We start from the raw sequence: 26,228 nt of genomic DNA on the forward strand, positions 1-26,228 counted from the left end.
GATTTCTTAACTTGCATCTTCTATCTTAACAGCAATTACAGACTATGCGTGTACATTTTATAGCAATTGGTGGTAGCGCTATGCACAATCTGGCTTTAGCACTACAGCACAAAGGATATCAGGTAAGCGGAAGCGATGACGCGATTTTTGAACCTTCTAAATCCCGACTAGCAAGCTATGATTTGTTACCGGAAGAAATGGGCTGGTTTCCTGATAAAATTGAAGAAAATCTGGATGCTGTTATATTAGGAATGCACGCGAAACCAGATAATTCAGAATTGCTAAAAGCGCAAGATCTCGGACTCAAAATCTATAGTTATCCGGAGTTTTTATACGAGCAGGCTAAAGAAAAAACGCGAGTTGTAATTGGCGGTTCTCATGGAAAAACCACGATTACTTCGATGATTCTGCACGTTTTGCATTACCACGATCGCGAAGTAGATTTTATGGTTGGTGCGCAATTGCCGGGTTTTGAAACAATGGTGCATCTGACTGAAGAAAACGATTTTATATTGCTTGAAGGTGATGAGTATCTTTCTTCTCCAATTGATCGCAGACCCAAGTTTCATTTATATAAACCCAATATTGCTTTGATAAGCGGTATTGCCTGGGATCACGTAAATGTGTTTCCTACTTATGAGAATTATGTGAAGCAGTTTGAGATCTTCGCAGACTCTATTTCTCGAGGCGGAATACTAGTTTATAATGAAGAAGACGCTGAGGTGAAAAGAATTGCCGAAGCTGCTACAGCTCCTACCCGAAAGCATACTTATACGACACCAGAATATACGATTGAAAATGGAGAAACTTTATTAGAAACACCAGAAGGTCCCATGCCAATATCTGTTTTCGGAAAGCATAACCTGAGTAATCTCGCCGGTGCTAAATGGATTTGTCAGCATATGGGAGTTGATGAAGATGATTTTTATGAGGCAATCGCCAGTTTTGAAGGTGCCGCTAAGCGACTTGAAAAAATAGGGGAGACCGCTGATAATATTGCTTTTAAAGATTTTGCGCATTCGCCTAGTAAAGTTGAAGCCACTACTAAAGCGGTAAAAAATCAATTTCCAGACCGTAAACTTTATGCTTGCCTAGAGTTACACACCTACAGTAGCCTTAACGCCGAATTTATAAAAGGATATAAAGGCGCTTTAGATGCAGCCGAAGAAGCCGTAGTTTTTTATTCGCCTGAAGCTGTTGCGGTAAAAAAACTCGATGCGATCAGTAAAGAACAAATAGCAGCAGCTTTTGAGCGTGAAGACCTTATTATTTTTACAGATTCCGCTGATTTTAAAAATTATCTAAACGAGCAGGAATTCAAGAATTCGGTGTTGTTACTAATGAGTAGTGGTAATTATGGCGGTTTAGATTTTGATAGTGTGCAGAATATGCTCTAGCCTTTTTTATATGATTGGCGTAGATTAGATCTAAGTAGCTAGGAGTGGCTTTAGTGTAATTTGTGGTAAGCGTGTCTTTAGCTGCAGCTTGATCTTTTTTATTCTTGTCTTGCGATAATTTAAATTTGCCTTCCCAGCTTGTTATTTCAATTTCAAAGCCGGTAACATAATTTACAAAAGCTTCCATTCGTGAATTTTCCTTTTCTAAAATATACTTTTGATCAGTGCCTTCAAGAAATTTGGTAAGTTCTACCATTTCAGTTTTGAGTTCGTCGTTATTCAAAATCCGCGTTATTTTTCCTTCTAAATGTACCTTGATATAATTCTAGGTTGGTAGTTGTTTTGTTCTATGAATACTGGGTGAAATATAGGAGTCAGGTCCGTTAAAGACAATTGTTGCAGGAGCTCCTTTTTTAGATTTTTGAGTTGTGGGTTATTATTATCTATGTGTCCGGTGAGTGTTCCTCATTTTTCATTTCTAGAATACCGTAACGGCAAATGCGTAACAATGGGCTTATTTTCATAAACTGAAATTAGCGTGGCTAGAGGAACTATTTCAATTGTTTTGATAACATTTTCAAACTGGGCTTCTTGATGGTGTTTAGGAGGATATAAACTCATACTCCAAATTGTCTAAAGTGATGATCCAAATGTTTGTATTGCATTTTACTCCATTGCTCTGGTGTTAAGTTTCCAAAAACAGGATGCGGTGTCCAATCTTTTTTATTCTTAAGGCTGTGAAAAGATTTAATAAGTGATTTTAAACGTTCTTTTTCAGTAGAGAAATCTTTGGGTTCAGCAACTTTAAACCCTTTTGGGGTTGGCATATTTTTCCGTAATGCACTGTCGTCATACATAGACTTTTTAAAAAAAGTACGAATTAGAAAATTTGATTTGAGACCAAAATCTTTATTATAAAGCGCAATTTCAATAGGTTTTTGGCAATGATTTAGCATTTGACCAACATTCATTTTACCCCATTGCGCAGTGCTTTCAGGAGAAAGATTTGCTATTCGCTTTAGGATTGTGTTGTAAGTGTCTGATTCAAAAAGGTTTTTCATGCTTTTTAAAAGTTTAATGGTGTGATTTAAAGTTACATTTTTTAACTTTAGAACTGATTATCTCCCTACCCCTACAACTGTTTAGATAAAAATAATTGCTAAGGTCTATTGATATGGCTTTACACCCAACTCATTTTTATGGAGCACAAAACCGAATATTTTTCAATTAAGAATTGGTCATTAGATGACCGACCCAGAGAGAAATTACTGCAAAAAGGTAAAGACGCATTAACCGATGCAGAACTCATCGCAATTCTGATAGGTTCAGGAAGCCGCAATGAAAGTGCAGTAAGTTTAAGCAAACGCATTTTAGCTTCCGCAGAACATAACCTCACTGCTTTAGGGAAGTTAAGTATTACTCAGCTAATGGAGTTTAAAGGTATAGGCGAAGCCAAAGCAATAACAATTGCCGCAGCGATGGAACTCGGTCGCAGACGTCGTGCAGAAAAAACCGAAGATGTTAAGAAAATTACCGGGAGTCATGCAGTTTATGCGCTCTTGAATCCCATACTAGGCGAACTCGGGCACGAAGAATTCTGGATATTATACCTTAATAACTCTAATAAAGTGGTGACGATGCATCAGCTCAGTAAAGGTGGTATGACCGGGACATTGGTAGATGTAAGATTGGTATTGCGTAAAGCTTTAGAGACGGGTGCGGTTTCGATAATTTTGGCACATAATCATCCTTCAGGTGGTTTGCGTCCCAGCCAGGCTGATAAAGATATCACCGCAAAACTCAAAACCGCAGCAGCAAGTCTTGATATAAAAGTGCTAGACCATCTAATCATTACCGAAAATGCTTATTTTAGCTTTGCTGATGAAGGTTTACTTTAGAATCTTCAGTGCTAGTTTGCTGTAGGAAGAAAAATTTAGGGTTTTAAACCCTTATAATCTTACTTCAATCTAATTAACTGCAATTCTTTCGCCTTTAATAGAAAATTGCAGAACTTGCCACTAAGAATTTGTAAATGCTTCTGATTTATACTCATAAAATAACCCCGCGCTTACGTTATACGTTTAAGCATATTTGCACCAATATTTTAGGGATTCCTGTCAAGTTTACGACTGCGGTAGATGAGTTTATCGTGCACGACAGTCTCAAGCTTTCTTACACCAATAAACCACTGGGTAAAGAACTGCACATCAAAAGTCAAGAAGTGCTTTTTGAGCAGGGAATAACAGATATGGAAGTCAAAGTGCAAGAATGGCGTGATACAAAATGCTTCTTTGTTACGGGAATTAAAAGTTTTTTGCCTTACGATATTTTTGCTGCAGCTTTTGTTCTTTTGAGTAGGTATGAAGAATTTTTACCACACGTAAAAGACGAGCAGGGTAGGTTTCCGGCGGCGGAGAGTCTAGGGTTTCAAAATGAATTTTTAACACAGCCTGTTATTGATATCTGGGCGTATTATTTTAAAGAAGTTCTAGAGGAAAAATATCCTGGTTATGATTTTGCAAAGCGGAAATTTTCTTTTCAAGCTTTAGTAGATGTTGAGCAAGCATATGAAATGTATGGTATAGGAATTATGCGCTGGGTGACCAGTTTTTTAAGCGACTTGGTGCATTTTCAGTTTCAACATATATGGTTGCGTTTTAGAGTGAATTTAGGATTGAGGAAAGATCCATATGATACCTTTAGTTGGTTGATAAATGTTCAGAAAAATGCCAAGTTCAAGTTTGTATTTTTCTTTATGGTAGGTAATTATTCTACGTATACAAAGAATATCAGATATAATAAGAAAACTTTCAGAGAACTCATAAAAATGGTAGGAGATTATAGTGAGATTGGGTTGTTACTTTCTAAAGAGGCGTTATCGGATAAAAAGCAAATGAAGCTTGAGAAAAAGCGTATTGAGGGAATTATAAATAAAGAATTGAATGCGGTGCGTTGCAGTGCGTATATGGGGAGTTTACCCACGCATTATCGCGAGATGATTCAGCAAGAAGCTAAGAATGATTATTCAATGGGATATCCAGATGTTTTGGGTTTTAGAGCGGGTACGTGTACGCCTTTTAATTTTTATGATTTAGATTATGAGAGTATTACCCCGTTGATCATTCATCCTATTTGTGCACAGGCTAGAGCTTTTGAATCCCGAAGTGTAGATGTAAAAGAACTGAATCATGAACTTGATATTTTCTTTAAAATGAAAGAAGAAGTTGAGCGGGTAAAAGGTAATTTTGTGTTCAGTTTTAAAAATAAATCAGTTACTGGTAAAGGACAAGATGAAGGCCAGTGGAAACAATTTTTTAGAGAATTAGTCAATGACTAAATTTAAGGGTATTAAACACGTTTTTTTTGATTTGGATCACACCCTTTGGGATTTTGATCGCAATTCAGAATTGGCGTTTCAGGATATATTTGAGAAGAATAGCATCCGTGTTAATGTTGAAGATTTTTTAAAGGTTTACACTCCTATTAATTTTGAATATTGGAAGTATTACCGGGAAGCTCGCGTAACAAAAGAGCAATTGCGTTACGGAAGATTAAAGAAGTCATTTGATGCTTTGCAGATAAATATTGATGACTTTTTGATAGACAGGCTTTCTATAGATTATATAGATTATTTACCGAAGCACAATCATCTTTTTGATGGAGTTTTAGAACTGCTTGAAGAACTCAATGAGAAGTATCAATTGCATATCATTACCAATGGTTTTAAGGAGGTACAAACTTTAAAACTTCAGAATTCAAAAATAGAACACTATTTTAAGACGATGACAAGTAGTGAAGCAGCAGGTGTAAAGAAACCTGACTCAAAAATATTTCACCACGCTTTAAATGTCGCAGCTGCAACTGTAACCGAAAGTATTATGGTAGGAGACACCTATGAGGCAGATATTGTAGGGGCTCAAAATATAGGGATGCAGACGATCTGTTTCAATTATCATAAAGCTGTATTGAAGGCTGATGAAGTTGTGGTAGATGATATTAAGTCTGTTCGCTTATTTTTGTAAATTAAGAACGATAACAAAACAAGATTTAATTCGTTAGATTAATAGATTATAAAACATGATGAAAAAGAATTTAATACTAGCCTTAGCATTACTTTTAGGAGTTATAAGCCTTTCGGCTCAAGAATTAGGAGATTATAAATACATCGTTGTACCTCAGAAGTTTGAGTTTCAGGATGAGGCCGGTCAATATGATGTGAATGCGCTAACCCGTTTTCTTTTTATAAAATATGGTTTTAATGCTTATATGGAAAATGAAGAGTTGCCGTCAGATTTAAACCAGTCGGGTTGTAATACGTTGTATGCACGAGCTACTATCAGTGGATTTTTAAGTACTAAAGCTTTGATCTCATTAGTAAACTGTAGAGGTAAAGAGGTTTTTGTTTTACCAGAAGGGAAAAGTAAAATAAAGGAATTTAAAGCAGGTCATCAGGATGCATTTAGAGATGCGTTTGAAGAGCTCGAAGAAGAATATGGTTATACCTATTCTGAAGAGATTGTAGAGCGTGCAGAGCTCATTGAGGTTGAGGAAGATGAAGAAGCAGAATTGGTACCGGAAATACGAAGAAAACAGGAGCCTAAGGTTGTTGCCGTGACTGCTGTTGTTAAGAACACTGGTAAAGAAATCAAAGAAGAAGTAAGCACAGCGATTGATACAGAGACTGCTGCTCCAAGTACCAATGAATCTGTGATTGAAAAAGATAGTACAACTGTTTTAACCAGTGCAGATAAATCATTTAGTATGCAGGCTACAACTTCTGGGTTTGATGTTTATGAAGGAAGTTCTAAGATAGGAACGGCTGTAAAAACATCTTCAGGTTCTTATTTAGTAAGTACTTCAGAATTCACGGGAGTAGGTTATTATAACGGTACAGAGTTTACTGTAGAACGTGAAATAAAAGGTGTGTCTGGATTAGTGAAAATGGTTTTCTCTAAAAAGTAATACCATATAATTCACCCAATAAAAAACTCCCTCTTGATAATCAAGAGGGAGTTTTTTATTGGGTGAAAAGTCGTTTTAATAGTCGTACTTATCCCCCCAACGGTTTTTCAGAAACTTACGAATACCATCTTCTCGCGCATTATTTCCGGGATCATAGAGCTTTTGGTTTTTTATTTCTTCAGGTAGAAATTCCTGATAAATAAAATTTCCGGTGCCATCGTGTGAATATTTATATTCATCTCCATAGCCTAGTTCTTTCATCAATTTAGTTGGGGCGTTACGCAAAGCAAGCGGTATAGGGAGGTCTCCTGTTTGCTTAACCAATTGTTGAGCTTTGTTGATCGCCATATAAGAAGCGTTGCTTTTTGCTGAGGTTGCCAGATAGGTCACGCACTGACTTAATATGATACGAGATTCAGGATAGCCTATGGTTGTTACTGCTGTAAAGGCATTTGTGGCCATTATTAAAGCCGTTGGGTTGGCATTGCCAATATCTTCTGAAGCAAGAATGATTAAACGTCTTGCAATGAATTTAAGATCTTCTCCACCCTCGATCATTCGGGCTAAATAATAAACCGCTGCATTGGGATCGCTACCTCTAATCGATTTGATAAATGCGGAAATGATATCATAATGTTGCTCGCCGGTTTTGTCATACATTACCGTATTCTGTTGCACTTTTTGCTGCACCATTTCATTGGTTATAATTACTTTTTCAGAATTTGTGGTAGTAACAAGCAATTCAAAAATATTGAGCAGTTTACGAGCGTCACCGCCACTTATGCGTAACAGAGCTTCTGTTTCTTCGAGTATTATTTCCTTTTTAGCAAGAATTGCATCCTGAGTCATTGCACGCTTTAAAAGCGCTCTCAGGTCATCTGCAGAAAACGGATTGAGCACATAAACCTGACAACGCGACAAGAGTGCAGGTATAACCTCAAAACTTGGATTTTCGGTGGTTGCACCTATTAACGTTACCCAGCCTTTTTCTACCGCTGCGAGTAACGAATCTTGTTGCGATTTGCTAAAGCGGTGTATCTCGTCTATAAATAACAATGGATTTTTCTGCGTGAATAATCCTCCGGCATTTTTTGCTTTTTCAATCACCTCGCGCACATCTTTAACACCACTGTTAATAGCGCTTAAAATATAAAACGGACGCTTTGATTCTTCAGCAATAATAGAAGCTAAGGTGGTTTTGCCAACTCCCGGAGGTCCCCACAATATCAAAGAAGGAATAATACCTGATTTTATCGAAGAAGTGAGAGAACCCTTGTCACCTACAAGATGTTCCTGACTTAAGTAGTCATTTAAAGTTTTAGGACGTAAACGTTCTGCTAATGGTGCATTCATTCTTCAAAATTATTTATTTAGCATTTATTAACTTGAAAACTCAACTTAAAATAAACTAGCAAATGAGTTAAAATTGAAAAATGTACCAGCTTAATTGATTAAGGATTTTTAATAAAAGCAATTTACTGCCAGTATTTCCTGTTTTAGATTTTTGGTTAAACAATTGCTTGTAATTATTTAGTATGCGAACAAAAGATCAAAACACAAGTTTTCAATTCAGTACAGGGGTGATATTATACCCGGTGTTATTTGTATTGTTGATGTGGTTGGTTTTTTGGTTTGAACTCCGTTTTGGGTACAACTTCACTGATTTTGGCGTGTTGCCTAGAACATTTTCTGGCATAAGCGGTATTATTTTTTCACCATTTATTCATTCAGGATTAAGTCATTTGTGGCATAACAGCGTGCCTATTTTAGTATTGATGGGAGGACTTTTTTATTTCTACAAACCTGTAGCTTGGCGTGTTCTATTTGTATTAATACTCATTTCCGGTCTTGGAACGTGGCTAATAGGTAGACAGGCATATCACATAGGAGCGAGCGGAGTGGTGTACGGGTTAGCTTCCTTTTTATTTTTTAAAGGAATTTGGTCTAAACATTATCGGCTTACAGCGTTCTCACTAATCGTAGTTTTTCTCTACGGAAGTCTTATTTGGGGTACAATGCCTATTCAGGAAGGTATGAGTTGGGAAGGCCATTTGTCCGGTTTTTTAGGTGGACTTCTACTAGCTTTTTTAATTAAAAATAAAATACCAAAACCCGCTAAATATCATTGGGAAACCGAAGCTTATAACCCTGAAAACGATCCTTTTTTAAGACAGTTTGATGAGCACGGAAACTTTATAGATCTGCCTGAAGAATCTGATGAAGACTTAGAAGAAGATATTAATGCTTAGCTTCGTTGTCTTACGATTTCATATAAAAAAGCACCACAAGCCACAGAAACATTAAGCGAACTAATCGTTCCGGTCATTGGTAATTTTGCTTTTTGATCTACCAGTTTTAAAACTCCTGCGGTAACACCTTTACCTTCGCTACCCATAACCAGAGCAGTAGGAGTGGTGTAATCTAAATCGTAAACAGAGCTTTCTGTTTTTTCTGTTGCAGCTACAACCTGAACACCTGATCCCTGTAAGTAAAAAAGCGCATCTTTAATGTGGTCTACTTTGCAAATCGGGATATTGAAAATTGCTCCGGCAGATGTTTTAACCGTATCGTCGGTTACTGGTGCTCCTCCTGATTTGGGTACTATAATAGCATCAACACCTGTGCAAACTGCAGTACGGATAATTGCGCCAAAATTGCGTACATCTGTAAGTTGGTCTAATAATAAAAACAGTGCCGGCTTATCTGCTGCCAAAATAGCTTCAGCAGTAGCTTCGAATTCAGCAAATCGAATAGGGGAGATTGTAGCAATCGCTCCCTGATGATTTTGATCAGAAAGTTTATACAGTTTTTCCTGAGGAACATAAGAAACCGAAATTCCGTGTTCACGAATTAAACCTTCTAATTCTTTAGAAAGTGGATTGTTAAGACCTTTTTGAAGATATATTTTACCTATTTCTTTACCAGCATTTATCGCTTCAATAATCGCCCGGGTACCGTAAATGTGAGTGCTTTTTGACATAGTGCAAAGATAGGTTTGTTTTGGTGGATGCAGAAATAAAAAAAGCCATCTGCATTGCAGATGGCTTTTAAATCAAATAATAACTAGAGAACTTAGTTTACATCCCAGAAAACAGGAGTGTCCAGTTCGTCGCCACCTATTGCTGAAGCAGCAGCAGAGTAGCCAGAATTGTTTAAGTTTTGTTCAATTACAGGATACGTAAAACGTAATGGAACAGCATCGAAACGAGATTGTTCAGGAGCTTCAAGTTGTGGGTAATCTAAGCGACGGAACTCTGTCCATGCTTCAAAACCACGATTGTAAAGACCTATCCATTTTTGGATACCTATTTTTTGCTTGTAACCACCCTCTGCTGTTGCATAAGCAACAGATGGTTGAGCAAGATATGTTGCAGCATCAGCGTCGCTTACACCCCAATAAACCATACTGGCAGTAATGGCATCATTATAATAATCAGCAGCAACACCCGTTATGAACCCGCGTTCTACAGCTTCAGCTAACAGGAAATTAACTTCAGCAGCATCAAAAATAACACCTTCTAAATCTGGGGTGTAAAATAAAGCTCCTAAATGTGAATAGTTGTCATATGTAATATTGCTTCCGTATGGAGCTCCTACGTATTCACCATCTATGGGGTCTGAAAGGTAAATTGGGCGACGAGGATCCTCTAGATCATTAACAACATCAACAAAAGTGTCTGCAGGTACAAAATCTTTTCTCTTACTCTGTACTAAATCAACCCAAAGTGGATTGGTATTAGGTGTCGTAGTAAAATAAGTTATGGTTGCATTTTGTTCATTAGATGTAATCACATTATCTGCTGCTTCAGAAACTAATTGAGCTGCTAAAGTAGGATTCACATCTGCTAAATGCATACCCAGACGTAATTTTAAAGAATTACCGAAAGTAACCCAATTTGCTACGTCTCCACCGTAATATAAATCTTGATCACCAAAACTACCATAAGTAGGATCTAGTGCATCTAAAGCTGAATTTAAATTATCAATGATACTCGTGTAAATAGCTTCATCATCCGTATATGAAGGGTTTACATTTTCTATATCTAAACCTTCTGTAAATGGAATGTCACCAAAAGTGTCAACTAGTATTTGCCAAGCTAATGTTTCTTGGATTTTGATAATAGCTAATTTGTTAGCTTTTTTAGCTGTGTCTTCTGCAAATTGATCTGGAGATATATTTAAAATTTCTTCAGCTTCAATATTTATAGTCGCTTGATCAAAATCTTTGAGAATATCGCGATACATAATATTCCAGTGTCTTTCAGGAATTGATCGAGTAATGATATTATAGCGAGATTCATCTGTATACTGAGCCTCACTCCATTGCTGCGCGAATAATCGAAATACATTGTTATTAACATTTGTATTTACTAATTGATCAGCAAGTTCTCTCTGGGCATTAGACATTAGCATCTCTCCTGGAACATCGGTAAAAGCCTTTCCGTTTTCGTTAAGACCTTCTAAGTCACTAGAGCATTGTGCGAGCACAAGTCCAAGACTTAATAAAATTATCTTTTTTATCATCATTTTTTTTTTTAGAATTGAAGACTTACGTTAAAGCCGTAATCTCTGGTAGTAGGTAAAACCCCACTTTGATATCCTTGTAAGTTACCGGAACTTAAACCAGCTTCTGGATCAGCATAAGGCACATTCTTGTGAATGATCCAAAGGTTAGATCCTGTTAATGTAAACGTTGCTTTAGTGAAGAAAAGGTTATCTAAAAAGCGTGTTGGAAGACTATAGCTTAAAGCAACCTCTCTTAATTTTACGTAAGAAGCATCGTAAACAAATTCTGAATTAGGGAAAGTAGAATATCCAAATACTCCAAATTCACTAACGTCAACACGAGTAGTGTTTGGAGAACCATCAGCAGTTACACCGTCAAAAATTACACCACCACCATTTGCGATAGTATTACGCACAGGGTTTCCTAAGTCATTCGTAAATGCTGTATTAGGATATAAGCCTGTTGCCTGACCGTAATATTGGTCAAGAGAAAATACGCTTCCACCTTTTTGAACATCAATTAAAAAGCTTAAGCTTAAATTTTTATAAGTGAAAGAGTTGAAAACACCGCCTGTATAATCTGGGTTTACGTTACCAATTACAGTATTAGGACTGGTTGTGGTATACAAGCCATCCTCATCTATAATTCTTTCTCCATTATCATTAGTTGCATAGTCCGAACCTTTTATGATACCAAAAGGCTGACCTATAGATCCATTTAAAGTAACACCACCTTGAAAGTCTCCTAATACAATATTATCTGTTTCGTCAAGAGAAAGTAACTTGTTACGGTTACGTGCGAAGTTTACTCTAATATCCCATTTAAAGTCATCTGACATTAATGGGGTAGCATTTAAAGAAACCTCAACACCTTTGTTTTGTAGTTCACCTGAGTTAATGATTTTTGTTGTATATCCGGTAGAACCAGACACTTGTAATGGAAGAACCTGATTTTTTGTATTTGTCTTATAGAAAGAAACATCTAAGCCAAGTCTTCTTTTGAAAAAATCTAATTCTAAACCACCTTCATAACTCGTTAAACGCTCTTCTTTAAGATCAGGATTACGTCTTGTGCTTGAAACTGAAAAAATGTTAGCATCACCAAACTTCGTAGGCTTCGCAAATACATCTCTTAATTGAGCAAAGTCTGCTCCAGTACCTACTTCAGCATAGTTTAAACGCAGTTTACCAAAACTCAACCAGTCTGCATTGATGTCGTTAGAAAATATATAACTTCCAGTTACAGATGGGTAATAGAAAGAGTTGTTGCCTTCAGGAAGGGTTGAAGTAGCATCACGTCTAATTGTTCCTTCTAAGAAAAATTTGTTATAAAATCCAAAACTTGCTTGAGCATACACTCCATCAACTCCTATTTTTTCATCTTGCTCAATTGGAGCTTCAATAGGGTTTTCAGAATTCGAAAGAGAATATACTCCAGGAACTACCAGGCCTCCATTAGTAATTGCATAAATAGATTTAATATTATTTCTTCTAATATTAGTACCTAAGATACCGTTAAAGCTTATATCATCAGATATGTCAGTATCAAAATTCATAATTAAATCGTAGTTGTATTCTCTAAAAGTTCTATTGAAACGCGAATATTTTGCAACTGGATTACTTCCTACTGAAGTGCGTTCTTCTTGCAATTCATCATAAGAATCCATTGTAACTCTACCCACAACATTAAACCAGTCTGTTACATCATAAGTTAAAGCGACATTACCATAAACGCGGTTACGCTCATCATTTTGATAATTTTCATATCTACTGTAGTAAGGGTTGTCCCAGTATATAGGTGCGTCATTTGTTGGAGAAGTATAGTTCCAAGTGTAATTTCTACCAGTTCTTTCGTAAGCTCTTCTTTGATCTTCAAAGTTAACATTAGTCTGCGCCCACTGGCGGAAATTAGAAATAATGTTATTGCTATAGCCCGTGCTGTTACGACCTAAAGTTTTTTGATTTACAAAGTTAATATTTGTAGAAACCGAAAGCTTGTCAGTAAAATCGTGTGAGCCGTTGAAGTTAATAGTATTCTTATTTTGTTCACTGTTTGGCATAATACCAGTAGCATCAAATTTAGAATAGTTTAAACGGAAAGCCGATTTTTCAGTTCCGCCAGATACTGCCACACTATTTGTTAAAGTAACTGCGGTGTCAAAGAATGAAATGGGACCGTTATCACCAGCAAAAGTCCAAGGAGTAGCTTGACCAAAAGTTGGACTTGTAGGGTCAAATAACGCATCCCATTGATAAACAAGAAGACTAGGGTCAAATGCGGAACCATAAGAAGCATCATCACTAAGATACGTCAAACGGTCATTAGTACCATCTCCATCAACATCGCTTGATAAAAATCCAGGACCATATCCTGCACCATATTGACTTTGATATTTTGCAAAAGTCTCTTTGTTTACACGACCAATCTGAATCCCAGAATTGATAGAAACACCGATACCTTCATTTTTAGTTCCTTTTTTAGTGGTGATTATGATTGCACCATTAGAAGCACGGTTACCGTAAAGAGCTGTTGCAGCAGCACCTTTAAGTACATTTACAGAAGCAATGTTGTCTGGGTTAATGTCAGAAGCTGCATTACCGTAGTCAAAACCACCTCTAGCTTCTTGTTGATCACTACCGTTAGTATTTGAGTTGTCAATTATTACACCGTCAACTACAAATAAAGCTTGGTTATTACCAGTTAAAGAGTTAGTACCCCTTAATAATACGTTAGTAGAGCCACCTATATTGCTGTTACGTTTAATTTGTAGACCAGATACTTTACCTGACAAAGAGTTTGCAATGTTACCTCCTTGAGTTACAGTGCTAACTTGATCTCCGGAAACCTCTTCGGTTGCGTAACCTAGGGTTTTCTTTTCTCTCGAAATGCCTAAAGCTGTAACTACTACTTCATCCAGAGCTTCACCAGCTTGTAATGTAACGTTGATGGTGTTAGAAGCCCCTACAACTTGCTCTGAATCACCAAAGCCAACATAAGAAAAAACCAATGTTTCTCCTGTAGAAGCAGAAATTGCATAGTTTCCATCAAAATCGGTTTGTGTACCCGTAGTAGTTCCTTGAATGACGATGTTTACGCCGGGAAGAGGAACTCCACTTCCATCGGTAACCGTTCCGGTTACTTCTTTCGTTTGTGCAAACGAGATTTGCACCACTAACGCTAAAACTAGCGTTAGCAATCCAGTAAATTTAATTTTCATGTTATTGTTTATTTGAATTAGCCAATCGCGAATTTGTATAAATAATATTCAATAAACAATTTATTTCTCTTAAAACTTCAATGAAGTGTTACTGAAAATTCACGTTTGGATAGTAAACGTTGGGAATAATTTAATTATATATTGTTTATTTAGGCTTATAATGTGAAATATTAAAAAAGCGTTAAATAGCCTTGTTAAAGATCTGTATTCTAGAATTTTCAAAAAATTATTAGAAGTTATTTAAAATGTTGGTACATCGATTTCGTTTTGTTTTTGCTACAATCATATAATGATTTGAGTGTATCGAATTATATGATGTTAATTTTTTTACTGAATTTCAGTTTTAAGCAAAAAAAAGCCCTCAATTTAAATTGAGGGCTTTTTCTTTCGATTATTGGCTAATAATAATCTACGTGGTTATTTGATTTTTTTATCTCCATCCACCTGTAGAATAGTCTTTGCCTGGCTCTCCTGATGTACCTCCGTAAGTGTAATATTCTTCAGGGATTGCATCAAGTGAGGTGCCAGGGACTGGGAAATGTAAAAGCGTTCCTTCTTGAAGGAGGTCTTCTTTGCGCATTTCAAAAAATGAAAGTCCCATTCCTGTGTATGCAAACTCAATCATTCTTTCGTAAAATATAGCGTCAAAAATTTCTGTTGTATTTTCTTCTACATCAGGTAGATTACCTCTTGTAGTCCTTGTTCCTGCATTTATTACAGAAGCGGCTCCTGACAAATCATTCTTGTTTAAGAGAGCTTCAGCTTTATACATGTCAAGTTCTGATTTTGACAATTCAGTAACAGGAATGGTCCATTCTGTAATGTAATCATCTAATCGCGAATATCTATAATTGCTAAAGTGATATAAACCTCTATCCGGACTAAAACTATTAGATGAAGTGTATTCGTAATCTGTTTCTAGTCTGGCGTCAGCAGAGGTTGCCTCAGGCAGGTTTGTTAGGTCGTTTGCCCAGTAGCTTGGCATATTAGGATCAAGTAGGTTAACGATTCTCATATCAACTTTACCCCAACCTGGGTATACTAGATATGTTTTAGGGATGAGGTCATACCAAGTTATATCATCCATAGTGATATTAAAATCAGCAGTAATACCATCATTAGTATATGCTAATACACGATCCCAATTTATATTTGTTTTTTCAGAACTATTTCTCACATTACAAACTAACATCCGTGCACCAAAGCTGTTTAAAATTTCAGCTATAGTTGATGAACTTGCATTAACACCTGGCAGCCATGTTTCTGGAAGGATAAAAGTATTCCCTTCAGCAATGGAAATCGCTTCGTCTAATCTATCTAACGCATAAGACATGGCTGTAGCATAATCTGTTTCTCCTGTCTCATTATCGCCAATAGGACCGTCAGCATCATAGAGCCATACTCTATCAAATACTAAAGCAAGGTATCCTACAGATAAAGCTTGCCCCATTTTGCCCATCATTAATATCATTTCAGGTTCACTGAATTCTGTACCTCCTTCAACAGCAGTAACTAGTGTGTTTGAATCTGTTAATAATGAATAAAGTGAATTGAAATATGAGCTTGTAACATTATTGCTGTATCCTGTGGTGTTGTTAAATGCTACTCTAGGTTCGGATGAAAGGTCTCTCATTCCGAAATTACCCCAAGAACATGTGGAAACATCTGCCATAGTTTGAAGGGCGGCTCCAGGACCGCTTGTGCTGTGAACGGTCATGTACCAGCTGTTTAAAATATTCCCAGCTGTAGCTTCTAGAGCAACTGGGTCAGATGCTAGTATAGCGTCATTTGGATTTTCCAAGTTTTCAACTTCCAAATCTGTTTCAAATTCCTGACAAGAGGTTATTAGTAGAATTAGTCCTAATGTCGAGAATAATATTTTTTTAAAATTTCTCATGTTATTTTTTAAAATTTAAACTGTACTGATAGTGAGTAAGATTTTTGGATAGGATAAACTCCATAATCTATAGCAAAATATTGTTGAGTACTTCCGTCATAGCTAAGTACTTCAGGGTCCCAACCCTTGTAGTCTGAAAAAGTTAGTAGGTTTCGTCCTATTAAACTTAGTTTTATGTCTTCAAAGAACCCAATATTTTTCATCCAAGATTTCGGGATATTATAGGATAATGATAGTTCTCTTAGTTTGACAAAGGAACCATCTTCAACCCAAAAAGCATTATTGTTGTTTGTATCGTATAAAGATTCGTAGTAAGAGACAGTTTTTTTCTGATCAGCTGGTTTGCCAGCTTGATCTACAATAATGTTTCTTTTAGCTATAGTGTTCCATTGAGCATTTTTGTTGTAAACATCTCCACCTTTTTTCCAATCCCAAAGCATATAGAAAGTTAGTGTTTTGTATGTGAATGTAGATGTAATTCCAACTCTGAAATCAGCATTTTGATTCCCTATTTTTTCAAATGATGGAGAGCCATTTTCATCTGTTTTTATAATAGCTTTTTCATTAGAAGATCCTATTGTTGCGCTCTCTACAACAACACCATCAGCATTTACTTCATAATCGTTAATTGATGCTCCTTGAGGTAATTGATTTTGCATTGTTTCTAAATCTGTAACAAAAGAACGACCAAACATACTTCCGAAATCAACCCCTTCTCGTATTAAAAACATAGATCCATTATCGGGGCCTACAATTTGTTCAGGAGCATTAAGCTTTTTTATGGTAGCTGTTGTTTTAGCGAAGTTAGCACCTAAATTCCATGAGAAATCCTTGCCTTTTATTATTGAGGCATTCAAGGTTGCTTCAAATGTGTCAGATTCTAGGTCACCTACATTTTGCCACTGAGTTGATTTTCCTGCATTTGCTGGTGAAAAGAGATTCACAATCATAAATTGTTCAGATACAACTTGATTTGAATAAGCTAGTGATAGGTTAAACATATTCAAGAAGCTAGAATTTAGACCAATTTCTGTTTCAGTAGTTAATGATGGTTTTAAAAAAGGATTTCCTTTTCGTCTAACGGATGATAGTGTTCCGCCGCTTAAGTTTGTTTGCTCATATTGCCAATCAAACCCTGGTCGTTGTCCTGAAGTACCTTTGGCTGCATTTATTTTTAATTCTTGTATTCCTGGGATGCTTATATCCTCTGAAATACGATATGCTGCTGAAATTCTATAATAATTATTCCATCTGTTCTCTGCTCCAAATAACGATGATCCGTCCCTTCTAAAGAGACCATCAATAATGTATCTATCTTTAAATACTAGTCCCGCAATAGCAAAAACATTTTGTGCGCGTTCGCTTTGTTGATTTGATGAGGCTGAAATGTAAGCTGGATCAAAATTATCTAAGCTTGGTAAATCTTTAAATTTGTAGTCATTTCCTGTTACTGAGTAGTAGTCATACTTTTGGTCTTCAGCTAGATAGCTTAATTTTGCGGCAATATCTAATTCACCCATTGATTCTTTAAAGTTTAGTGTGGCTTGAACCTTTTGTGAAATATCATAATAATTATTTTTACTTAGTGATCCTTTACTATAGCCAAACCCTATAGCATCTCCAGTTGTAGTGTAATTTTCGTATTTGTTATTTGAAGAATATCTACTGGTGTTGTTTTCAAAAGCATATTCTATATCCATATTTAGCCAATCTGTGTATTTTAGATTTAAGAGATATCCTCCAAGAAAACGTTGCTGATTTGTTTTAGCGTCAGCAACACTTAACGAGTATAAAGGATTTACGATCTCGTTCTCCCAAGGGTCGGGTAAGTAATAATAAGGTTGACCATCAGGATTAAGTGCTGATATGTTTGAATCTGGATTTAGTCGTGTTAATGTTCTGTATATTCCTGTTCCGCCTCCAGGGCTATTATCTACAACTCTAATATAGTTGGTGCTTGCTTTAAATGTTAGCCAATCTAAGATGTTATAGTCAACATTTAATCTTAGGCTTACGCGATTATAACCTTCTGTTTCTTTTAATACTCCTTCGTTCTCTGTGCTTTCTGCAGAGAAATAGGTTTTTGTCTTTTCTGATCCTGATGCTATAGAAGTGAATAATGTTTTATTAGTTCCAGTTTGGAAAAATAATTTTTGAAAATCATTATAAACTCCAAATGGATTGTCTGCATAACCATCATCTGATAATATTCTTGATCCAGAAACGCTATTAGGACCAGAAGCAGCATAAACACTTTGGTAACTGGATGGGTAGGTTACGCCTGCGTATTTTGTGTATTGACCTTGAAAGTTTTGCCAATCTGGAGCAAGTTCATAATTGTGTGATTGGTTGGTTTCGATGAAATCTGAGACTTCCGAAAATCCGGTTTCAACTCGTACAGTTACTGTTGTCTTTCCGATTTTACCGCGCTTAGTTGATATAACGATAACTCCATTTCCAGCTCGAGATCCATATAAAGATGATGCTGAAGCACCTTTTACGAGTTCAAAGGATGCTATGTCGTCAACATTTATATCGGCTAGGCCGCCTTCTACAAATACTCCGTCAAGAATAACAAGTGGAGACTGGGAACCATATAGGTTTGCAGCGCCTCTCATTATTATTGTAGCGCCTGCACCTGGTCTACCGAGGTTGCCAACAGAGACACCGGCAACTTTGCCTTGTAGAGCGCTTGCTGCTGAAGTAGCTGGAACCTTTTCAATTTCTTCTGAGGTAACAGATGCTACAGTGACTGAGAGTTTCTTTTTGCTTGTGGCTCCAGCAACCCCAGTTACAACTATTTCGTCTAACATTTCTCCTCCAGAAAGTTGAATGTTAATAGTAGGTGAATCTCCTACAATTATTTCTTTTGAGGAAAAACCTACATAACTAAATGTAAGAACATCTCCTGTAGACGCTTCGATGGAATACAATCCATCAAAATCTGTTTGAGTCCCTGTTGTTGTTCCGGATATTAGGACGTTAACGCCGGGGAGTGGGACGCCGCTGTCATCTGTTACGGTTCCAGAAATTGTTCTGGTTTGTGCAAAAGAAGTTTGCACAACTAATGCGAAAAATAGCATTAGAAATCCTTGTAATCTTTTTTTCATGTTTAATATTTATTTGAATTAGCCACACTAAAAATGATTAAAAAAAAGAATTGAAACAAGTGATTAGGTACTATATTTTAAATTTTTGTTAATTTATCGATATAAAAGTGTTAATTAAAGATATTTTTAATTTTTAGCCTTTTAAAATAATAATATTTTAATATTAACATTTTTTAACTAATAATAATTATTAAAATTGACTATATAATTAAAATTTTCTTGTATTGAATTTATTGTTTAGATCGATTTTTGCTAGAATTTAGCTATTAGTGTTAAATGTAGAATAGAGTTGGGGAGCTTGAATCTTTGGTTGTTTTGAATTCCGTTAACGAGGTTTAGTTTTAGTATTCCTGCATTTGTTAGAAGTGATGTTCCGAGTCCAAAACTGTATAGGATATCTTCTTGATTGTTAAGGTTGTTTTCGTAGTAAGCTGCGTCAAGAATTGTGTTTATGTAAATTTTGGGGCTAGGGGAGTATCTGTATTCTGTCTGGAGGGTTGCATATAGGTTTGCGATAAGGCTATTTTCTTTAAAGCCTCTAATGTTGTTCATTCCTCCAAAACGAAATAGCTCGTTGTTTAGGTAGTTTTTAGATTCTAATAAAGCGGTTTCGCTTTTTATGTAGAAGCTGTGTTTTTGACTTATGTCGAATGTATACGCGGCGTTTAGGTTGGCTATGAATTGATTTGTTGTTTTTTGTGTTTCTGTTTTTCTAAAACCACTTCCAGCGGTAAATCTTAAGAAAGTGGGCTGGTTTTTGAGTGTAGAATTCTTTGTTTTACTATAGTTGAAAGTTGCTGAGTATATTTGTTTCTTGTACGCTTCTGCGGTATTGTCTGTTTGGTTTTGTGGTGTTGTCGACTGTTCTAGTTTTAATGAAGTTGAGATTGATGTGTTTGCGGTTATGTTTAAAGATGTTTCTAGAAATTGTGCAGTGTTTGAAAATGTGCTGTCTTGCCTGAAAATATTAAGTCCGGCTGAAATACTGATTGGGCTTTTGCATAGGTAGGGCAAGCTTGTGTTTAGATCAAGAGCTTGCTGGTTGTCGCCATTGCTTTTGTATGTTAGGTTGATCTGTTCTCCATAGTTGAAATTGTTTACAAGGTCAAGGTTTAAATAGCCGTCCAGTCTTAATTTTGATTCGTCTGTGTTAGAGCCAAAACCTAAAAAGCCCTCAAATATATTTGCGTTTTTCTTCTCTATATACAGGTATAGTGAGGTGCTGTCTTTTTTAAATTGTAATTCTGGTGTCTTGGTGAAATTTGCAAAGTCTAATTCTTCTAGGGTTTTTGTTTTGTCTAGGATTTTATTTTTTTGAAAAAGTACCGGGGTTTTAAGTTTTGCATAATGTTTTACGAAAGACCTCGGAAACTTAGTGTATCCTTTAATGTTTATGTTTGTAAAATCTCTATTTTCTTTTCTTTTCACCTGTAGTTCTGCAAAGGTGGTTTTTGTAGAGGTTGATATGTTGATTATTTTGAATGTTGTGAGGGGTTGGCCTGTTTCGGCTTCGTTTTCTGATAGCTTGGCGAGAGTTTGGCTAATTTCCTTTGGTGGTATTTCAATCGAATTCTTTGATATTTTGTGATTTAGATATTTTAAATGTTCAAGTGTTTTTTTGTCATGTATATATAAGGTAATCTGTTTGGTTCTTTGTCTGCTTAAAAATTCTATGCTGTAGTGCTTTTTTGAGATTTTTTTGAGGTTGTAAAATTTATGCTGAAAATACCCTTCTAAATAAAGTTTGTTCTTTATTAGGGTGATTTCTTCGTTTATTGCAATGAGTGAGTGAAACTCATTGTTTGGAAAGTGTTCTGAGATAAGGCTGTCTTCTGTTTTGGAATTTGTGATTATTTCTAAAGAAATTTTTTGGGAAAAAACAGATTGTGAGCTTAATAAGCAAATAATTGAAAATAGTATGAGGGATGTTTGCTTTTGCTTCAAGGTTTTGTTTTGGGTTTGGTTAGTGGTATTTTATGGGAAATATCCATTATAACAAAATACCTTTGAAAATTAATGATTTATGTGTTGAATAACTTAATTTATTTTATACCTTTGCAAGCCCTTAGAAAAGGGGCTATTAGAATAACTATAATTTAGGTAAAGGAAATTATGCCAACAATTTCACAATTAGTACGAAAAGGAAGAGCCAAGATAACCAAGAAGAGTAAATCGGCTGCTTTAGATTCGTGCCCACAACGCCGCGGGGTTTGTACCCGTGTGTATACCACGACACCTAAGAAGCCTAACTCAGCTATGCGTAAAGTAGCGCGTGTTAGATTGACAAACGGGAAAGAGGTTAATGCATACATTGGTGGTGAAGGTCACAATTTACAAGAGCACTCGATAGTATTGGTTAGAGGCGGAAGGGTGAAAGATTTGCCAGGTGTTAGATATCACATTGTACGTGGAGCTTTGGATACAGCAGGTGTTCAGGGAAGACTACAGCGTCGTTCTAAGTATGGAGCAAAACGCCCTAAGAAGTAATTAAAAACTTTTAAAGAGAAGAAATGAGAAAAAGACAGGCCAAAAAAAGACCACTTTTACCAGATCCTCGTTTTAACGATCAGCTTGTTACGCGTTTCGTAAACATGATGATGTGGGACGGAAAAAAGTCGGTAGCCTTTAAGATCTTTTACGATGCAATGGATATCGTAGAAGAAAAGAAAAACAACGACGAGAAAACGGCTTTAGAAGTTTGGAAAGATGCGTTATCTAATGTTATGCCTCACGTGGAAGTACGTAGTCGTAGAGTAGGTGGTGCAACCTTTCAGATCCCAATGCAGATTAGACCAGATCGTAAGATTTCTACTGCAATGAAGTGGTTGATTAGCTTTTCAAGAAAGCGTAATGAAAAATCGATGGCTTCTAAATTAGCTGCAGAAGTGTTAGCTGCTGCTAAAGAAGAAGGTGCTGCTGTTAAAAAGCGTACAGATACTCATAAGATGGCGGAAGCTAACAAAGCATTCTCTCACTTTAGATTCTAAATAAAATGGCGCAAAGAGATTTAAAATTTACAAGAAATATAGGTATTGCTGCTCATATTGATGCTGGTAAAACAACAACAACAGAGCGTATACTTTATTATACTGGTGTAAGTCATAAAATTGGAGAGGTGCACGATGGTGCGGCTACAATGGACTGGATGGAGCAGGAGCAGGAGCGCGGTATTACTATTACCTCTGCTGCAACTACTTGTACCTGGAAGTTTCCAATGGAAAATGCTAAACCACTTCCTGATACTAAGGATTATAACTTTAACATTATTGATACTCCGGGTCACGTTGACTTTACAGTTGAGGTGAACCGTTCTTTACGTGTTCTTGATGGTTTGGTTTTTTTATTTAGTGCAGTTGATGGTGTTGAGCCTCAATCTGAAACTAACTGGAGGCTTGCTGATAATTACAAAGTACCGCGTATGGGCTTTGTGAATAAAATGGATCGTCAAGGATCTAACTTCCTTGAGGTTTGTAAGCAAGTTAAGGAGATGTTAGGTTCTAATGCGGTGCCTATCGTTTTGCCAATTGGTGATGAAGCTGATTTTAGAGGGATTATTGACCTTGTGAAGAATCGTGCGGTTGTATGGCATGATGAAACTCAGGGGGCGACTTTTGATGTTGTTGATATTCCTGAAGAAATGAAAGAAGAAGTAAAGAAATATCGTGGTATGCTAATCGAAGAGGTTGCTGCTTATGATGAGAATTTACTTGAGAAATATATGGAAGATGAAGATTCAATTACTGAAGATGAAGTGCATGCTGCGCTTCGTGCTGCTGTAATGGATATGTCTATCATTCCAATGATTTGTGGTTCTGCCTTTAAGAATAAAGGGGTGCAGTTCTTGTTAGATGCTGTATGTCGTTACCTGCCTTCTCCAATGGACAAGGATGGTATTAAAGGGGTTAATCCAAATACTGATAAAGAAGAGATTCGTAAGCCGGATGTAACTGCTCCATTTGCTGCGCTTGCATTTAAGATTGCTACAGATCCTTTCGTAGGTCGTTTAGCATTCTTCCGTAGTTATTCAGGTCGTTTAGATGCTGGTTCATATGTTTTAAATAACCGTTCAGGAAATAAAGAGCGTATCTCTCGTATTTATCAAATGCATGCTAACAAGCAAAATGCGATTGATTTTATTGAAGCTGGAGATATAGGTGCTGCTGTAGGATTTAAAGACATCAAGACTGGTGATACTTTATCTGATGAGAAACACCCAATTGTTCTTGAAAGTATGGACTTTCCTGATCCTGTAATTGGTATTGCTGTAGAGCCTAAAACTAAGGCAGATGTTGATAAGTTAGGTATGGCTTTGGCTAAACTTGCTGAGGAAGATCCTACTTTCCAGGTTCGTACTGATGAGGCTTCAGGTCAGACTATTATTTCTGGTATGGGTGAGTTGCACTTGGATATCATCGTAGATCGTCTTAGACGTGAGTTTAAGGTAGAGGTGAGTCAAGGTCAGCCACAAGTTGAGTACAAAGAGGCTATTACAAGAGTTGCTGATCACAGAGAGGTTTATAAGAAACAATCTGGTGGTCGTGGTAAGTTTGCTGATATAGTATTTACTTTAGAGCCTGCAGAGGAAGGTAAGGTAGGTCTTGAATTTGTGAATATGGTAAAAGGTGGTAACGTTCCTAAAGAATATATACCGTCTGTAGAGAAAGGTTTTAAAGCTGCAATGATCAACGGTCCTTTAGCTGGTTTTGAAGTTGATGCGATGAAAGTTACGCTTAAGGATGGTTCTTTCCACCCTGTGGATTCTGATGCGTTGTCTTTTGAGCTTGCTGCGAAAATGGGATTCAAAGCTGCCGCTAAAGCTGCTGGTGCTGTTGTGCTTGAACCTATAATGAAAGTTGAAGTTATTACTCCTGAAGAGAATATGGGTGATATCGTTGGGGATCTTAACCGTCGTCGTGGTCAGATGAGTAGTATGGGTGACCGTGCTGGAGCAAAAGTTGTTAAAGCAACTGTGCCATTGTCTGAGATGTTTGGTTATGTAACTACGTTACGTACACTTTCTTCTGGTCGTGCAACTTCTACTATGGAATTTTCACATTATGCAGAAACTCCTTCTAATGTATCTGAAGAAGTTATCGCTGCGGCAAAAGGAACTGCTAACGCTTAATTTACTAAGAAATGAGTCAGAAAATCAGAATAAAACTTAAATCTTACGATCATAACTTAGTAGATAAGTCTGCTGAAAAAATCGTAAAAACGGTAAAAAGTACCGGTGCTGTAGTAACGGGGCCAATCCCATTGCCTACTCACAAAAAAATCTTTACTGTATTACGTTCTCCACACGTAAACAAGAAATCGCGTGAGCAGTTTGAGCTTAGCTCTTACAAGCGCTTACTTGATATCTACAGTTCATCTTCAAAAACCATTGATGCGTTGATGAAGCTTGAGTTGCCTAGTGGGGTTGAAGTAGAGATCAAAGTATAGTTTGATTTCCGCATAGCGGAATAAACATGTCCTGAGCTGCGTGCGAAGGAAAAACGGATAAAAATACATTCAGGGTCGAAAGTATTTTGACCCTGTTTTATTTCGGCGAAAGCCAAACAATAAATAAATAGTAATAATCAATAATAATTAATATGTCTGGGTTAATTGGAAAAAAAGTGGGAATGACCAGCATCTTTGATGAGAACGGGAAGAATATTCCTTGTACTGTGATCGAAGCAGGTCCCTGCGTTGTTACCCAAGTCAGAACCGAAGAGGTCGACGGGTATAGTGCCCTTCAATTAGGTTTCGATGACGCAAAGACTGCAAATAAAGCTGCTCAAGGTCATGCCAAGAAAGCAGGTACAGTTGCAAAGCGTAAAGTTGTCGAGTTCCAAGAATTTGAAGGTGAGTATAAATTAGGTGATGCAGTAACTGTAGAAGTCTTTAAAGAAGGTCAGTTTGTAGATGTAGCTGGTACTTCTAAAGGTAAAGGTTTTCAAGGTGTTGTAAAGCGTCATGGATTTGGTGGTGTAGGTCAAGCTACTCACGGTCAGCATAACCGTTTAAGAGCTCCTGGTTCTATCGGTGCGGCATCTTATCCAGCTCGTGTATTTAAAGGTATGCGTATGGCTGGTCAAATGGGAAATGAGCGAGTAAAAGTTCAAAATTTAAGAGTTTTAAAGGTAGTTGCTGAAAAGAACCTACTTGTGGTGAAAGGTTGTGTGCCGGGTCACAAAAATTCTTATGTAATTATTGAAAGATAATGAAAGTAGCAGTAGTTGATATCAAAGGAAAAGAAATAGGGAGAGAGGCAAACCTTTCTGACGCTATTTTTGCAATAGAGCCTAATGACCATGCTATTTATTTAGATGTAAAGCAGCACCTTGCTAATAAAAGACAGGGTACTCATAAGTCTAAAGAGCGTGCGGAGATCGCAGGTAGTACACGTAAGATAAAGAAGCAAAAAGGGACGGGTACAGCTCGTGCTGGTAGTATCAAGTCTGGTGTATTCAAAGGTGGTGGTAGAATGTTCGGTCCAAGACCTCGTGATTATTCATTTAAATTGAATAAAGGTCTTAAGCGTTTAGCACGCCGTTCAGCTCTTACGTTGAAAGCAAATGACAAGGCAATTTTAGTGGTTGAGGATTTCAATTTTGATGCTCCAAAAACTAAGGATTTTGTTGACGTTGTAAAAGCCTTAGGCTTAGATAATAAAAAGTCTCTGTTTGTGTTGGGCGCTTCAAATAATAATGTATATTTGTCGTCACGCAATTTGAAGACTTCTGAGGTTGTAATGAGTTCGGAATTAAGCACTTACAAAATTATGAATGCGAATAATGTAGTGTTTTTGGAAGGATCTCTAGAAGAAATTGAGCAAACTTTAAGTAAGTAACAACATGAGTATTTTAATAAAACCCGTGATTACCGAAAAAGCTACAACGGATAGTGAGCTTAATAGCCGCTATACCTTTGAAGTGAATCCCGGTTCGAATAAGATCGAAATTAAAAACGCTGTAGAGGCGACTTATGGTGTTTCGGTAATTAAAGTAAGAACAATGAACGTCCGCCCGGATCGTAATACCAAATTTACAAAATCTGGTATGATCACTGGTAAAACAAAAGGCTTTAAGAAAGCTGTTGTACAGGTGGCGGAAGGTGATGTGATTGATTTTTATAGTAACATTTAAGACAAACA

General features: G+C 36.7%; 22 protein-coding genes and 1 pseudogene. 13 read left to right on the forward strand and 10 right to left on the reverse strand.

The genetic code is table 11. The features are described 5' to 3' along the window. Positions 1–44 precede the first annotated feature (44 nt). Positions 45–1,397, forward strand: a complete 1,353-nt coding sequence (locus BUB91_RS14775) for a UDP-N-acetylmuramate--L-alanine ligase (RefSeq protein ID WP_073100063.1) — start codon at positions 45–47, stop codon at positions 1,395–1,397. On the opposite strand, the pseudogene BUB91_RS21345 reads toward BUB91_RS14775, so the two are convergent. From BUB91_RS21345 to BUB91_RS14790, 3 genes and pseudogenes are all read right to left on the reverse strand, one after another. Further along, positions 1,318–1,791, reverse strand: a pseudogene (locus tag BUB91_RS21345) (FMN-binding negative transcriptional regulator). The gene BUB91_RS14775 and the pseudogene BUB91_RS21345 overlap by 80 nt on opposite strands. Before the next feature lie 71 nt (positions 1,792–1,862). Next, entirely contained in the window at positions 1,863–2,018 is a 156-nt protein-coding gene (locus BUB91_RS21350; protein WP_241652623.1) for an FMN-binding negative transcriptional regulator, read from the reverse strand. Further along, positions 2,015–2,458 carry a DUF1569 domain-containing protein gene (locus tag BUB91_RS14790; protein WP_073100065.1) on the reverse strand — a complete coding sequence of 148 codons (444 nt, stop codon included), beginning with the start codon at positions 2,456–2,458 and terminating at the stop codon, positions 2,015–2,017. The genes BUB91_RS21350 and BUB91_RS14790 overlap by 4 nt, the downstream gene beginning before the upstream one ends. A 138-nt stretch (positions 2,459–2,596) precedes the next feature. Here BUB91_RS14790 and radC point away from each other — a divergent pair, with 138 nt between their 5' ends. The 4 genes from radC to BUB91_RS14810 all read left to right on the forward strand — a co-directional run bounded on the left by radC (position 2,597) and on the right by BUB91_RS14810 (position 6,359). Further along, entirely contained in the window at positions 2,597–3,295 is a 699-nt protein-coding gene (gene radC / locus BUB91_RS14795; RefSeq protein WP_073100066.1) for a RadC family protein, read from the forward strand. A 134-nt stretch (positions 3,296–3,429) separates the two neighbouring features. Beyond that, positions 3,430–4,734, forward strand: coding sequence for a polysaccharide deacetylase family protein (locus tag BUB91_RS14800; RefSeq protein ID WP_073100067.1), 1,305 nt, complete (start codon positions 3,430–3,432; stop codon positions 4,732–4,734). Further along, positions 4,727–5,419: a YjjG family noncanonical pyrimidine nucleotidase gene (locus BUB91_RS14805; protein WP_073100068.1), complete on the forward strand. Its 693-nt coding sequence runs from the start codon at positions 4,727–4,729 to the stop codon at positions 5,417–5,419. The genes BUB91_RS14800 and BUB91_RS14805 overlap by 8 nt, the downstream gene beginning before the upstream one ends. Before the next feature lie 55 nt (positions 5,420–5,474). Beyond that, on the forward strand, positions 5,475–6,359 hold the full coding sequence (locus BUB91_RS14810) for a hypothetical protein (protein WP_128759369.1): 885 nt from the start codon (positions 5,475–5,477) through the stop codon (positions 6,357–6,359). A gap of 75 nt (positions 6,360–6,434) precedes the next feature. Here the strand turns inward: BUB91_RS14810 and BUB91_RS14815 are convergent, their stop codons facing one another. Continuing rightward, complete coding sequence (locus BUB91_RS14815; RefSeq protein ID WP_073100070.1) at positions 6,435–7,712, reverse strand: replication-associated recombination protein A; 1,278 nt, start codon at positions 7,710–7,712, stop codon at positions 6,435–6,437. Between the two features lie 182 nt (positions 7,713–7,894). Here BUB91_RS14815 and BUB91_RS14820 point away from each other — a divergent pair, with 182 nt between their 5' ends. Further along, positions 7,895–8,608, forward strand: a complete 714-nt coding sequence (locus tag BUB91_RS14820) for a rhomboid family intramembrane serine protease (RefSeq protein WP_073100071.1) — start codon at positions 7,895–7,897, stop codon at positions 8,606–8,608. Here BUB91_RS14820 and rlmB read toward each other — a convergent pair. The 6 genes from rlmB to BUB91_RS14850 form a co-directional block, all read right to left on the reverse strand. After that, a complete protein-coding gene (gene rlmB / locus BUB91_RS14825) occupies positions 8,605–9,339 on the reverse strand; it encodes a 23S rRNA (guanosine(2251)-2'-O)-methyltransferase RlmB (protein WP_073100072.1) in 735 nt (244 codons plus the stop codon). The two genes, BUB91_RS14820 and rlmB, sit on opposite strands and share 4 nt — an antisense overlap. Positions 9,340–9,431: 92 nt before the next feature. After that, positions 9,432–10,886, reverse strand: a complete 1,455-nt coding sequence (locus BUB91_RS14830; RefSeq protein ID WP_083557960.1) for a SusD/RagB family nutrient-binding outer membrane lipoprotein — start codon at positions 10,884–10,886, stop codon at positions 9,432–9,434. Between the two features lie 8 nt (positions 10,887–10,894). Further along, positions 10,895–14,083, reverse strand: a complete 3,189-nt coding sequence (locus BUB91_RS14835; protein ID WP_073100073.1) for a SusC/RagA family TonB-linked outer membrane protein — start codon at positions 14,081–14,083, stop codon at positions 10,895–10,897. A gap of 430 nt (positions 14,084–14,513) precedes the next feature. Continuing rightward, complete coding sequence (locus BUB91_RS14840; RefSeq protein WP_164917866.1) at positions 14,514–15,800, reverse strand: RagB/SusD family nutrient uptake outer membrane protein; 1,287 nt, start codon at positions 15,798–15,800, stop codon at positions 14,514–14,516. Between the two features lie 188 nt (positions 15,801–15,988). Beyond that, positions 15,989–19,090, reverse strand: coding sequence for a SusC/RagA family TonB-linked outer membrane protein (locus tag BUB91_RS14845; RefSeq protein ID WP_073100075.1), 3,102 nt, complete (start codon positions 19,088–19,090; stop codon positions 15,989–15,991). Positions 19,091–19,342: 252 nt separating this feature from the next. Beyond that, positions 19,343–20,518, reverse strand: coding sequence for a BamA/TamA family outer membrane protein (locus BUB91_RS14850; protein ID WP_128759368.1), 1,176 nt, complete (start codon positions 20,516–20,518; stop codon positions 19,343–19,345). A gap of 684 nt (positions 20,519–21,202) precedes the next feature. Here BUB91_RS14850 and rpsL point away from each other — a divergent pair. The 7 genes from rpsL (at position 21,203) to rplW (ending at position 26,220) form a co-directional block, all read left to right on the forward strand. Beyond that, the gene (gene rpsL / locus BUB91_RS14855) at positions 21,203–21,577 is read left to right on the forward strand and encodes a 30S ribosomal protein S12 (protein ID WP_009779177.1); all 375 of its coding nucleotides are present in this window, start codon (positions 21,203–21,205) and stop codon (positions 21,575–21,577) included. Positions 21,578–21,600: 23 nt separating this feature from the next. Next, positions 21,601–22,077, forward strand: a complete 477-nt coding sequence (gene rpsG, locus BUB91_RS14860; protein ID WP_073100077.1) for a 30S ribosomal protein S7 — start codon at positions 21,601–21,603, stop codon at positions 22,075–22,077. Positions 22,078–22,082: 5 nt separating this feature from the next. After that, positions 22,083–24,215, forward strand: a complete 2,133-nt coding sequence (gene fusA / locus BUB91_RS14865; protein WP_073100078.1) for an elongation factor G — start codon at positions 22,083–22,085, stop codon at positions 24,213–24,215. 11 nt (positions 24,216–24,226) lie between these two features. Continuing rightward, positions 24,227–24,532 (forward strand): 30S ribosomal protein S10, encoded by a 306-nt coding sequence (gene rpsJ, locus BUB91_RS14870; protein ID WP_009779180.1) that lies wholly within the window; start codon positions 24,227–24,229, stop codon positions 24,530–24,532. A gap of 152 nt (positions 24,533–24,684) precedes the next feature. Further along, positions 24,685–25,296 carry a 50S ribosomal protein L3 gene (gene rplC, locus BUB91_RS14875; RefSeq protein ID WP_073100079.1) on the forward strand — a complete coding sequence of 204 codons (612 nt, stop codon included), beginning with the start codon at positions 24,685–24,687 and terminating at the stop codon, positions 25,294–25,296. Next, on the forward strand, positions 25,296–25,925 hold the full coding sequence (rplD, locus tag BUB91_RS14880) for a 50S ribosomal protein L4 (RefSeq protein ID WP_073100080.1): 630 nt from the start codon (positions 25,296–25,298) through the stop codon (positions 25,923–25,925). The genes rplC and rplD overlap by 1 nt, the downstream gene beginning before the upstream one ends. 4 nt (positions 25,926–25,929) lie before the next feature. Beyond that, positions 25,930–26,220 carry a 50S ribosomal protein L23 gene (gene rplW / locus BUB91_RS14885; RefSeq protein ID WP_073100081.1) on the forward strand — a complete coding sequence of 97 codons (291 nt, stop codon included), beginning with the start codon at positions 25,930–25,932 and terminating at the stop codon, positions 26,218–26,220. Positions 26,221–26,228 lie beyond the last annotated feature (8 nt).

It is taken from the genome of Leeuwenhoekiella marinoflava DSM 3653 (assembly GCF_900129005.1).
GTDB lineage: Bacteria > Bacteroidota > Bacteroidia > Flavobacteriales > Flavobacteriaceae > Leeuwenhoekiella > Leeuwenhoekiella marinoflava.

What these genes read in the sequence shown, in the direction of transcription:
- BUB91_RS14810 (WP_128759369.1), top strand. Translation starts at nt 5,475, where the DNA reads ATGATGAAAAAGAATTTAATACTAGCCTTAGCATTACTTTTAGGAGTT.
- BUB91_RS14805 (WP_073100068.1), top strand. Translation starts at nt 4,727, where the DNA reads ATGACTAAATTTAAGGGTATTAAACACGTTTTTTTTGATTTGGATCAC.
- BUB91_RS14800 (WP_073100067.1), top strand. Translation starts at nt 3,430, where the DNA reads ATGCTTCTGATTTATACTCATAAAATAACCCCGCGCTTACGTTATACG.
- BUB91_RS14830 (WP_083557960.1), bottom strand. Translation starts at nt 10,886, where the DNA reads ATGATGATAAAAAAGATAATTTTATTAAGTCTTGGACTTGTGCTCGCA.
- rpsG (WP_073100077.1), top strand. Translation starts at nt 21,601, where the DNA reads ATGAGAAAAAGACAGGCCAAAAAAAGACCACTTTTACCAGATCCTCGT.
- BUB91_RS14775 (WP_073100063.1), top strand. Translation starts at nt 45, where the DNA reads ATGCGTGTACATTTTATAGCAATTGGTGGTAGCGCTATGCACAATCTG.
- fusA (WP_073100078.1), top strand. Translation starts at nt 22,083, where the DNA reads ATGGCGCAAAGAGATTTAAAATTTACAAGAAATATAGGTATTGCTGCT.
- BUB91_RS14820 (WP_073100071.1), top strand. Translation starts at nt 7,895, where the DNA reads ATGCGAACAAAAGATCAAAACACAAGTTTTCAATTCAGTACAGGGGTG.
- radC (WP_073100066.1), top strand. Translation starts at nt 2,597, where the DNA reads ATGGAGCACAAAACCGAATATTTTTCAATTAAGAATTGGTCATTAGAT.
- BUB91_RS14815 (WP_073100070.1), bottom strand. Translation starts at nt 7,712, where the DNA reads ATGAATGCACCATTAGCAGAACGTTTACGTCCTAAAACTTTAAATGAC.
- rpsL (WP_009779177.1), top strand. Translation starts at nt 21,203, where the DNA reads ATGCCAACAATTTCACAATTAGTACGAAAAGGAAGAGCCAAGATAACC.
- BUB91_RS21350 (WP_241652623.1), bottom strand. Translation starts at nt 2,018, where the DNA reads ATGAGTTTATATCCTCCTAAACACCATCAAGAAGCCCAGTTTGAAAAT.
- BUB91_RS14835 (WP_073100073.1), bottom strand. Translation starts at nt 14,083, where the DNA reads ATGAAAATTAAATTTACTGGATTGCTAACGCTAGTTTTAGCGTTAGTG.
- rlmB (WP_073100072.1), bottom strand. Translation starts at nt 9,339, where the DNA reads ATGTCAAAAAGCACTCACATTTACGGTACCCGGGCGATTATTGAAGCG.
- BUB91_RS14845 (WP_073100075.1), bottom strand. Translation starts at nt 19,090, where the DNA reads ATGAAAAAAAGATTACAAGGATTTCTAATGCTATTTTTCGCATTAGTT.
- rpsJ (WP_009779180.1), top strand. Translation starts at nt 24,227, where the DNA reads ATGAGTCAGAAAATCAGAATAAAACTTAAATCTTACGATCATAACTTA.
- rplC (WP_073100079.1), top strand. Translation starts at nt 24,685, where the DNA reads ATGTCTGGGTTAATTGGAAAAAAAGTGGGAATGACCAGCATCTTTGAT.
- BUB91_RS14790 (WP_073100065.1), bottom strand. Translation starts at nt 2,458, where the DNA reads ATGAAAAACCTTTTTGAATCAGACACTTACAACACAATCCTAAAGCGA.
- rplD (WP_073100080.1), top strand. Translation starts at nt 25,296, where the DNA reads ATGAAAGTAGCAGTAGTTGATATCAAAGGAAAAGAAATAGGGAGAGAG.
- BUB91_RS14840 (WP_164917866.1), bottom strand. Translation starts at nt 15,800, where the DNA reads ATGACCGTTCACAGCACAAGCGGTCCTGGAGCCGCCCTTCAAACTATG.
- rplW (WP_073100081.1), top strand. Translation starts at nt 25,930, where the DNA reads ATGAGTATTTTAATAAAACCCGTGATTACCGAAAAAGCTACAACGGAT.